Origin of the sequence: Streptomyces sp. NPDC057694, from assembly GCF_042799415.1 — a bacterium.
Lineage (GTDB): Bacteria > Actinomycetota > Actinomycetes > Streptomycetales > Streptomycetaceae > Streptomyces.
This window is the reverse complement of sequence record NZ_JBHVIX010000026.1, coordinates 1-9,424: the sequence shown is the minus strand read 5'-3', so window position 1 is coordinate 9,424 and position 9,424 is coordinate 1. Positions and strand designations below refer to the sequence as shown.

The window sequence follows — 9,424 nt, the reverse complement described above, 5'->3', positions numbered from 1 at the left end:
CCGCTTGGTAGTCATAACCCCCCCTATCCCCCGGCCCCCGCCAGACCCAAAACACCCCCCCCCCCCCTCCCCTGGGGGGGGGGGTCCCCCCCCCGATGCCGTCGCGGGCCGAGGCCGTTCGGCGGCTCAGAGGTTCAGCAGCTTCTCCGCCGTCTCGCGGTAGTCGCGCAGCGCGAGGCGCAGCCGCTCCGTGTCGTCCGCGGACTCCTGCCACGACGTGCGCAGGGTGCGGTGGCGGCCGGCGAGGGTCTCGGCGAGCTGAGCCGTCAGGTCCTCCAGGACCTGGTCGGCCTCCTCGACGGCTGCGCGCGGCTGGTCGACGAAGCCGGTGACCGCCTGACGCAGACGGCCGGAGAGTTCGTCGTGGGTGCCGGTGGGGACGAGCCGCTCGGCCGTCATGCCATGGCCGTTGTCGTGGTCGTGGTCGCGGTGGTGGGTGCTGCGCTCGTGGCCCTCGGTACCGGCGACCAGCGGGCCCGGTTCGTCGGCGGCCGGTCCGACCGTCTTGTCGAAGGCCGGGGTCGGTGCCGGTGTCGCTGCCGGTGCAGATGTCGGTGCCGGCGGCGGCGGCGGTGTGGACGGCGGCGTGGGCGCTGCCGCCGGTGTGCTCAGGCCGGTGTCGGCGGGCTTGTCGCCGAGCTTGCCACCGGTCGTGGCGGTGCGGGGCGCCTCGGTGCCCGAGCCGACGGGCACGCCCGAGGTCGTCTCCGTGCCCCGGGTCAGGTCGCGGTCCGGGGTGGCGGCGGTCTCGTCGCGGTGGGTGTCCGGGTCGTGCTGGAGGGCGTTCTTTCGATTGCGCTCTATGTCCGTCATCGTTTTCCTCGGCTCCCCTCAATTGCCCTTCGCCAGGCGGCCCTTGAGGCCACCCCGGCTCTGCTGCTGGTGCGGTTCGGCGTCGTCGGGTGTCCGGTGCGGGGTCCGCTCGGTGCCGAGCAGCACCTCGAACAGGGCCCGCGCCTCCAGCAGCGCCGTGCGCAGTTCCTCCGTACCGGCGTGGCTCTCCTCGTCGGCGCCCGGCCGGACGGTCGCCGCCTGGTGCACCCGGCGGTAGCCGTGCACGTGCGGGCCGTGGTGGACGGAGAGCGCGGCGAACTGTTCGTCGTAGCGGGCTCCGTCGGGGAAGCCGCGGTCCTTGGCGAGGTCGGCCAGGATGAGGTCGGCCTCGACGACCGCGTCGGCGGGCGACGCGACGAAACGCTCCTGGGCGTCGGCCCAGCGCGTCAGGTACCGCTCGCGGGCGGCGGGCTCCAGCGGCTGCTCCCGCAGCGAGCCGTGCTGCCGCACCCGCTCGGCGAGTGCCTGCTCGGCGGCCTTGGTGTCGCCGTCGTGCCGGGCCACTTCGCGGTCGTACTCGGGGCCGAACCGGCGCTTGAGGCCGTGTCCGCCTTGGGATGCGGTGCGCGCGGCGAAGACGGCCGCCGCGGCGACGACCACGATCCCCACCACTATCAGAGCGATGATCACGCCTGTCGACATTCGTGTCTCCCGACCTTCCCGGTATCAGCTTCGGTATCGGAGTCCGTCCCGCACCGGGTTGCCGCCTCTGACCGCCGCAAACAGATCGGTTCGGGCGTACACCGAATTCGGTTGCGTACGCCCGCCCCACTCGCCCCACAATTCCCCATGCGCAACGCCTGGACCGTCACCCCCGAGCCGTACGACTCCCCGGTCGCCGCCGCACTCTGGCGCGCGTACTACACGGAGGTCAGCGACCGCTGGTACCTGCTGCACGAGGGCCGCAGGACAGACCCGGCGGAGCTGGAGCGCGGCATCGCCGCCGAGCGCGGAGTCCAACTCGCACCGCCCACCGGTCAGTTGCTGGTCGCACGGTACGAGGGCGAGCCGGCCGGCACCGCCGGGGTTCGGCTGGTCGCGGGCGATCCCGCCGGCACCGCCGAGCTGACGCGCGTCTTCGTACGGGAGGAGCTGCGCGGCAAGGGGGGCGCGGCGCTGCTCGTGGGCGCCGCCGAGGACGCGGCCCGGGCGCTGGGCGCCGTGCGCGTCCGGCTGGACACGCGCTCAGACCTGACGGAGGCGCGGGCGCTGTACGCGCGGCTCGGATACGCGGAGACGGAGCCGTTCAACGACGACGTCTACGCCGAGCACTGGTTCGTCAAGAAGCTGCCTTAGCCGGGGTGCGCGCGGCGCTTCCGGCGCTGTCGTGCGGGCGCTCGGCGTCCGAGCCGCACATTTCGGAGTTGAGTTCGGACACCAACTGGATGAGATCCGTGGGGCGTTCGTCGCCCCACCAGTCGCCGAGCAGTTCGGCGAGGGACTCCTCGCGGGCCGCGCCGAGCCGGGCGGCGACCTCGCGTCCGGAGTCCGTCAGGACCAGGTCGAGCCCCTCGCGGACGGCGAGCCCGCGCTCCTCCACCTGGCGGGCCGCCTCCAGGATGACGGGCAGGGGCACCTGGCTGCGCTCGGTGAGGGCGGACGGCTCGGCCCACCCGTAGCGGTTGATGCGCAGCACGAGCCAACTCGCCGCGGGCAGCAGGTCGTAGCCCGCCTTCGCGGTGATCTTCTCGTAGATCTCGCGCCGCCCCTCGCGCGTCCCGAGCACCGACAGGGCCCGCGCGACCTCGTCGTACGAGGACCGCTCGACCGGGTTGGAGGCGAGGGTCTGGGTCGCGTCGGGCGCGGTGACGGAGCCGCGCAGCTTGTCCTCGCGCAGGAACCAGGCCAGCACGAAGGCGACCAGCACGATCGGCACCGCGTAGACGAAGACGTCGGTGATCGAGGTGGCGTACGCGTGCAGCACGGCGGGCTGGAGCGCGGCCGGGAGCCCGGCGATGCCGCGCGGGTCGGCGCCGAGCGAGTCCGGCGAGACACCGGGCGGCAGCGGCTGCCCGGCGAGGGCCGAACCCAGCCTGTCCGTCAGCCGGTTGGTGAAGATCGTGCCGAAGATCGCGACGCCGAAGGAGGCGCCGATGGAGCGGAAGAAGGTGGCGCCGGAGGTGGCGACGCCCAGATCCTCGTACGGGACGGCGTTCTGCACGATGAGCACGAGGACCTGCATGACGAGGCCGAGCCCGAAGCCGAAGACGAAGAAGTAGGCGCTCATCTCCCAGGCGGAGCTGGTCTCGGTGAGATTGTGCAGGAGGAGCAGGCCGAGCGCGGTGACGGCGGTGCCCGCGATGGGGAACACCTTCCAGCGGCCGGTGCGGCTGACGATCTGCCCGGACCCCGTCGACGCGATCAGCACACCGGCCACCATCGGCAGCATGTGCACACCCGACATGGTCGGCGAGACGCCGTGCACGACCTGGAGGAACGTCGGCAGGTACGTCATCGCGCCGAACATCGCGAAGCCGATGACGAAGCTGATGACGGCGCAGAGGGTGAAGGTGCGCACGCGGAACAGCTTCATCGGCAGCACCGGTTCGGCGGCCCGGAACTCGGTGAACACGAAGGCGACGGCGAGCAGTACGCCGAGCACCGCGAGCCCGATGATCTGGACCGAGCCCCAGGCCCACGTGGTGCCGCCGAGCGACGCGACGAGGACCAGGCAGGTCGCGACGGACGCGATGAGGAGGGTGCCGAGGTAGTCGATGCGGTGCTTCTTGGAGCGGACCGGGATGTGCAGGGCGGTGGCGATCACGGCGAGCGCGATGACGCCGAGCGGCAGGTTCACGTAGAAGACCCAGCGCCAGCTCAGGTGCTCGGTGAACAGCCCGCCGAGCAGCGGACCGAGCACGCTCGTCGCACCGAAGACGGCGCCGAACAGGCCCTGGTACTTGCCGCGTTCGCGCGGCGGCACGATGTCGCCGACGATCGCCATCGACAGCACCATGAGCCCGCCGCCGCCGAGTCCCTGGAGGGCGCGGAAGCCGATCAGCTCGGCCATGTTCTGCGCCATGCCGCACAGCGCGGAGCCGATCAGGAAGATCACGATGGCGATCTGGAAGAGCTTCTTGCGCCCGTAGAGGTCGCCGAGCTTGCCCCACAGCGGGGTCGCGGCCGTCGACGCGAGCAGATACGCGGTCACGACCCACGACAGGTGCTCCAGGCCGCCGAGATCGCTGACGATCGTCGGCAGCGCCGTGGCCACGATGGTCTGGTCGAGCGCGGCGAGCAGCATGCCGAGGAGCAGGGCGCCGATCGAGATGAGCACGCTGCTGCTCTTGCCCGCGTCGCCGGGCGCCGCGCCGTGGGTACGGCTGCCGCCGCCGATCTCCGTCGCGCCCGCCCGGACCGCCGGGTCGCCGCCGTTCTCCGGGGTGCTCATGGCCACCTCCCAGGGCTCCCCGGCGCCGACCGGCCGGGGGCTTGGTACCTCCCATCCTGGTAGGTCTGGCCAGGTTTGGCCTGTTGAGTCCGGCACCGACCGCTGCCGGCCGCCCGTTTTCCCCGGGGCCGGGCACCACACTCCCTTCACGGGGTCTGCATAATGCGCTCAGCTCTCGGGGGAGGGCGGGGCTCTTGGGGAGGGAGCGGACGATGACCATGGGTGAGAACGGCCCGGAGACTCCGGGAGGGCCTGACGTGGTGGGCGGCCAGGGGGTGCCCGGCGACGGCACCCCGGACGCGGCCGGCCCGCAAACCGGCGATCAGAAGGCGGCGGCCGACCGTGAGGCGGAGGACTTCAACCCGCTGCGGGTCCGCCCGTACGTCACGCTGCCCGAACCCACCCAGCCCCCACCGCCCCGCCCAGCAGACCCGTACGCGCACCCGCCGGCCGGCACCACGCCCTTCCGGCAGGAGCTCCCGGCGGCCGTCGAGCCGGTCGCCGACGACGACGCGGAGGAGGCGCCCGGGCAGCCGGCGGCCCGCCGCACCCCGGTGCTGCTGCTGACCGCGGTGGCCGGAGCGCTGAGCGTGGCGGCACTGGTGATGGTTCTGGTGACCTCGGGCGGCGGCGGAGGGGACGTGGCGACCGCGGCGGACGGAACCCACTCGCCCACGGCCCCGACGACCTCGGCCCCGGCGTCCTCCACGGCCCCGAGCGCGTCCGCCACGACCCGCGCCGCGGAGCCCTCGACGTCGGCGCCGTCAGCGACACCGTCGACGTCATCGCCGTCGCCGAGCCACAGCGCGAGCCCGTCGCCGACCCGCAGCACGACCGCGCCGTCACACTCCGCGTCCCCGTCGGCGTCGCAGCCCACGAACGAGGTGGCTCCGGCGACGACGCTGCGCAGGGGTGACCACGGCCCCGAGGTGAGCGAACTCCAGCAGCGCCTGGGGCAGTTGTCGCTGTACTACGGCCGGGCCGACGGCCGCTTCGACGGCCGGACGGAGTTCGCGGTCCGCAGCTTCCAGATGGCGCGCGGGGTGCAGGGCGACGAGGCGGGCACGTACGGCCCGGCGACCCGCGAGGCGCTGGAGGCGGAGACCCACTGAGGGGCCCGCGGCCGGCCCGGCCCGGGTCAGCCCACGTGGAGCAGGATCTCCCCGGAGGCGAGGACCTCGACCCGTACGGCGTTCAGATCGGGCACGTGCACGGTGGGCCCGTGCTGCCCGGCCCGGGGTCCGACCCCGACGACCCGCATACCGGCGGCGATCCCGGCCGCGATCCCGGCACCCGAGTCCTCGAACACGACACAGTCGGCGGGATCGACGCCCAGTTCGGCGGCCCCCTTCAGGAAGCCCTCGGGGTCGGGCTTGCTGGCGCCGACGTTCTCGGCGGTGACCCGAATCTCCGGGTACGGCAGCCCGGCGGCGGCCATCCGCCCGGTCGACAGCGCCACGTCGGCGGAGGTCACCAGGGCGTGCGGCACGGCGCCCGAGAGCAGCGAGTCGAGAAACGCCGCCGCGCCCGGCACCGGTACGACGCCGTCCATGTCGGCGGTCTCCTCGGCGAGCATGCGGGCGTTGTCGGCGAGGTTCTCCGCGACGGACCGCTCGGGCAGCAGCTCGGCCATGGTGGCGTGCCCCTGGCGCCCGTGGGCGACGGCCATGACCTCATCGCCGTCGAAGCCGTGCGCGGTGGCCCAGCGCCGCCAGATCCGCTCGACGACGGCGTCGGAGTTGACGAGCGTGCCGTCCATGTCGAGGAGGAGGGCGCGCGCGGAGAGCACGGTGGGCGTGGCCGTCATCGGCGGGCTCCAGAGAACGCGGACAGGGAGAACCAAGCGAACCAAGGCGGCCCCGCCCACCGGTCAGGGTGAGTGGGCGGGAACCACTTTGTTCCTACACGATACAAAACGCATCCCCGGATGGCCACAGCGCCCCATAAGGGGCGCGGGGAACTGCGCGCCCAGCCACGACGCGACCCGCACCCGACGACACACGCGAGGGCCCCGTAAGGGGCGCGGGGAACTGCGCGCCCAGCCACGACGCAACCCGCACCCGAAAACGCACCGGCCGACACCCCGGGGCGCAGCCCCAGGACCGGGACGGGAAGGGGAGGCAGGGGCGACCCACAACCCCCCGCACCCCACGCGCGCCCACACAAGCGCCCCCATGCGCGCCCCCAACTGACAACACCCTCAATCCAGTTACCCCGGAACACCCTCTTGCCCCGCACACCACCTTGACGCGACCCTGTCACCCAACGCACACCTCCCGGAAACCCCACCCCCACACCATGGCCAGGCACCGCCACCCACACCACAGAACACCCCAGGCCCGCCCGGCAGGAACCCCCAACGACCCCCCACCCAAAGGGAGTTACCATGCGCACCGCCCCCCACCACACGCCCTCCGTCTACGCGCGTCGACCCCGCCGAGCAGCCCTGCTCACCGCAGCGGCCGCCACGGCCACCCTCACCCTCCTGGCCACGGCGACCCCCTCCCAGGCCTCCCCGCCCACCCCCATCGCCGCCTCCACGGCCCGCACCTACCTCTCCGCCCTGACCGTGAAGACGGAAGGCTCGTCCGACGGCTACAGCCGCGACAAGTTCCCGCACTGGATCACCCAGTCCGGCACCTGCGACACCCGCGAGACGGTCCTCAAGCGCGACGGCAAGAGCGTCACGACGGGCACCGACTGTGCGGCAACGGGCGGGAGTTGGTACTCGGAGTACGACGGCGCGACCTGGACCGCGTCCTCCGACGTCGACATCGACCACATCGTCCCGCTCTCCGAAGCGTGGAAGTCCGGCGCGAGCGGCTGGACCACAGCCCAGCGCCAGTCCTTCGCCAACGACCTCACACGTCCGCAGCTCATCGCCGTCACCGACAACGTCAACCAGTCCAAGGGCGACAAGGACCCGGCGGAGTGGATGCCGCCGCGCGCCGCGTACGCCTGCACCTACCTGCGGATGTACGTCCAGGTGAAGCACTACTACGACCTGTCGGTCGACTCGGCCGAGAAGTCGGCGATCCAGTCCGGCCTCAGCGGCTGCTGACCCCGTAGCCGACCGAGGAAACGATCCGGCCCACCGGAACCACCCCGAGCGGCTCCGGCATTCCGTACGGTCCGTACCGTCCGTACCGTACGGAACGTCGGACACCTGGGGAGGACATGACATGGCGAGGCTCCGTCTGGGCCCACTGCTGAGGTACGTGGACGAGGGGACGGCGACGGTCTGGGTCGAGGCGAGCCGGCCGTGCCTCGCCGAGGTGCGCTGCGCGGACGGCGCCCTGGGCAGCGCGCACACCTTCCAGATCGACGGCCACCACTACGCGCTCGTCCCCGTCACCGGGCTCACCCCCGGTACCGCGACGCCGTACGAGGTGGTGCTCGACGGCGGCACGGTCTGGCCCGAGCCGGACTCCGGTTTCCCGCCGAGCACCATCCGCACGCCCGCGTACGGCGACGACCGCGCGACCCGGGTCGCCTTCGGCTCCTGCCGCTGGGCCGCGCCGCCGGCCGACGAGCACGACCCGGTGGGCCCCGACGCCCTGGACACCCTCGCGTCCGACCTCGCCGCCGACCCGGACGCCGAACGCCCCGACGTCCTCGTCCTGCTCGGCGACCAGATCTACGCGGACGAGACGTCACCGGCGACCCAGGAATGGCTGGCCCGCCGCCGCGACCTCACCGAGGCGCCGGGCACCCAGGTCGCGGACTACCAGGAGTACACGCGGCTCTACTACGAGTCCTGGCTCGACCCGGAGATCCGCTGGCTGCTGTCCACGGTCCCCAGCTCGATGGTCTTCGACGACCACGACGTGATCGACGACTGGAACACCAGCGCCGCGTGGCTCGCCGAGATGCGGGACACGCCCTGGTGGCGGGAGCGGATACTCAGCGGCCTGATGTCGTACTGGGTGCACCAGCACATCGGGAACCTGCCGCCGTCCGAACTCGCCGCCGACCCCGTCTACCAGGCCGTGTGCGCGACGCCCGACGGCACGGACGCGCTGCGCGAGTTCGTGAGCCGGGCCGACGCCGACGCGGGGTCCGGATCCGGTCCGGCCCGGTGGAGTTACCGGCGGGACTTCGGCCGCGTACGCCTGCTGATGGTGGACACCCGCGCGGCCCGGGTCCTCGACGAGCAGCACCGCTCGATGCTCGACTCGAGGACGACCGACTGGCTCCGCGCCCAGGCACTGGACCGGGCCGAGCCCTGCGACCACCTCCTCATCGGCACCTCGCTGCCCTGGCTGCTGCCCCACCTCATCCACGACGCCGAGAACTGGAACGCCGCGATGAGCCGCGGGGAGCGCGGGGCGCGGTGGGCGCGGTTCGGGGAGCAGTTGCGCAGGCGGGCCGATCTGGAGCACTGGGCGGCGTTCCCGGCGTCGTTCGACGGGCTCGGGGAGGTGATCGCCGAGGCGGGTTCGGGGCCGGGCGCGCCCGCGACGGTTTCCGTCCTCTCCGGTGACGTCCACCACGCGTACATCGCCGAGCCGAGGTGGCCGGAGGCGGCGCCCACGGCCCGCGTCCTTCAACTCACCTGCTCTCCGGTGCACAACTCGATCCCCACCGGGATACAGCTCGGCTTCCGCTTCGGCTGGAGCCGCGCGGGGCGCGCTCTGGGCCGCGCGTTCGCCCGTCATGCCCGTGCCGCCGCTCCACGCTTCCGGTGGCGCAAGACGGGTGGCCCCTGGTTCGGCAACCAACTGATGACCCTGACCCTGCGGGGCCGCTCCGCACATCTCACCCTGAACCAGGCAACCCCAACCGGCCACCTGACCCACACCACCAGCCGCAACCTGTCGTAGCCCGCGCCCCTCGGTAGTTCTCCGTCTGCGGGCCGGTGGCCGCTTCTCGCGCCGTTCCCCGCGCCCCTCGGTAGTTCTCCGTCTGCGGGCCGGTGGCCGCTTCTCGCGCCGTTCCCCGCGCCCCTCGGTAGTTCTCCGCCTGCGGGCCGGTGGCCGCTTCTCGCGCCGTTCCCCGCGCCCCTCGGTAGTTCTCCGCCTGCGGCCCGGTGGCCTCTTCTCGCGCAGTTCCCCGCGCCCCTGAGGCAGGCGCTCCGCGCCACCTCCCCCAGAGGCCGCGCCCCCTGGGGCAGGAGCGCACCTCCGCCTTGGGTGGGTGGCGCGCCCTGATGGAGACAGCGCACGAAGTGCGCATCTCCAGGGGCGCGGGGAACTGCGC

8 protein-coding genes are annotated in these 9,424 nt (G+C 72.9%); 4 read left to right on the top strand and 4 right to left on the bottom strand.

Going from position 1 to position 9,424, the window contains the following annotated elements:
* Window positions 1-126 precede the first annotated feature (126 nt).
* Window positions 127-813 (bottom strand): hypothetical protein, encoded by a 687-nt coding sequence (locus ACFVDP_RS36115; protein WP_383499233.1) that lies wholly within the window; start codon window positions 811-813, stop codon window positions 127-129.
* An 18-nt stretch (window positions 814-831) separates the two neighbouring features.
* On the bottom strand, window positions 832-1,476 hold the full coding sequence (locus ACFVDP_RS36110; protein WP_383499230.1) for a hypothetical protein: 645 nt from the start codon (window positions 1,474-1,476) through the stop codon (window positions 832-834).
* 147 nt (window positions 1,477-1,623) lie between these two features.
* On the opposite strand from ACFVDP_RS36110, the gene ACFVDP_RS36105 reads away from it, so the two are divergent.
* On the top strand, window positions 1,624-2,130 hold the full coding sequence (locus ACFVDP_RS36105) for a GNAT family N-acetyltransferase (RefSeq protein ID WP_383499227.1): 507 nt from the start codon (window positions 1,624-1,626) through the stop codon (window positions 2,128-2,130).
* On the opposite strand, the gene ACFVDP_RS36100 is transcribed toward ACFVDP_RS36105, so the two are convergent.
* Window positions 2,114-4,225, bottom strand: coding sequence for a DHA2 family efflux MFS transporter permease subunit (locus ACFVDP_RS36100; RefSeq protein ID WP_383499224.1), 2,112 nt, complete (start codon window positions 4,223-4,225; stop codon window positions 2,114-2,116). The two genes, ACFVDP_RS36105 and ACFVDP_RS36100, sit on opposite strands and share 17 nt — an antisense overlap.
* Window positions 4,226-4,437: 212 nt before the next feature.
* Between ACFVDP_RS36100 and ACFVDP_RS36095 the strand changes: the two genes are divergently transcribed.
* Window positions 4,438-5,337, top strand: coding sequence for a peptidoglycan-binding protein (locus ACFVDP_RS36095; protein ID WP_383499221.1), 900 nt, complete (start codon window positions 4,438-4,440; stop codon window positions 5,335-5,337).
* 26 nt (window positions 5,338-5,363) lie between these two features.
* Here the strand turns inward: ACFVDP_RS36095 and ACFVDP_RS36090 are convergent, their stop codons facing one another.
* Entirely contained in the window at window positions 5,364-6,032 is a 669-nt protein-coding gene (locus ACFVDP_RS36090; protein WP_383499218.1) for an HAD-IA family hydrolase, read from the bottom strand.
* A gap of 579 nt (window positions 6,033-6,611) precedes the next feature.
* Between ACFVDP_RS36090 and ACFVDP_RS36085 the strand changes: the two genes are divergently transcribed.
* Both ACFVDP_RS36085 and ACFVDP_RS36080 read left to right on the top strand, forming a co-directional pair.
* On the top strand, window positions 6,612-7,286 hold the full coding sequence (locus ACFVDP_RS36085) for an HNH endonuclease family protein (protein ID WP_383499215.1): 675 nt from the start codon (window positions 6,612-6,614) through the stop codon (window positions 7,284-7,286).
* Between the two features lie 121 nt (window positions 7,287-7,407).
* A complete protein-coding gene (locus ACFVDP_RS36080) occupies window positions 7,408-9,048 on the top strand; it encodes an alkaline phosphatase D family protein (protein ID WP_383499214.1) in 1,641 nt (546 codons plus the stop codon).
* Window positions 9,049-9,424: the final 376 nt, after the last annotated feature.

What these genes read in the sequence shown, in the direction of transcription:
- ACFVDP_RS36085 (WP_383499215.1), top strand. Translation starts at nt 6,612, where the DNA reads ATGCGCACCGCCCCCCACCACACGCCCTCCGTCTACGCGCGTCGACCC.
- ACFVDP_RS36100 (WP_383499224.1), bottom strand. Translation starts at nt 4,225, where the DNA reads ATGAGCACCCCGGAGAACGGCGGCGACCCGGCGGTCCGGGCGGGCGCG.
- ACFVDP_RS36115 (WP_383499233.1), bottom strand. Translation starts at nt 813, where the DNA reads ATGACGGACATAGAGCGCAATCGAAAGAACGCCCTCCAGCACGACCCG.
- ACFVDP_RS36110 (WP_383499230.1), bottom strand. Translation starts at nt 1,476, where the DNA reads ATGTCGACAGGCGTGATCATCGCTCTGATAGTGGTGGGGATCGTGGTC.
- ACFVDP_RS36095 (WP_383499221.1), top strand. Translation starts at nt 4,438, where the DNA reads ATGACCATGGGTGAGAACGGCCCGGAGACTCCGGGAGGGCCTGACGTG.
- ACFVDP_RS36105 (WP_383499227.1), top strand. Translation starts at nt 1,624, where the DNA reads ATGCGCAACGCCTGGACCGTCACCCCCGAGCCGTACGACTCCCCGGTC.
- ACFVDP_RS36090 (WP_383499218.1), bottom strand. Translation starts at nt 6,032, where the DNA reads ATGACGGCCACGCCCACCGTGCTCTCCGCGCGCGCCCTCCTCCTCGAC.
- ACFVDP_RS36080 (WP_383499214.1), top strand. Translation starts at nt 7,408, where the DNA reads ATGGCGAGGCTCCGTCTGGGCCCACTGCTGAGGTACGTGGACGAGGGG.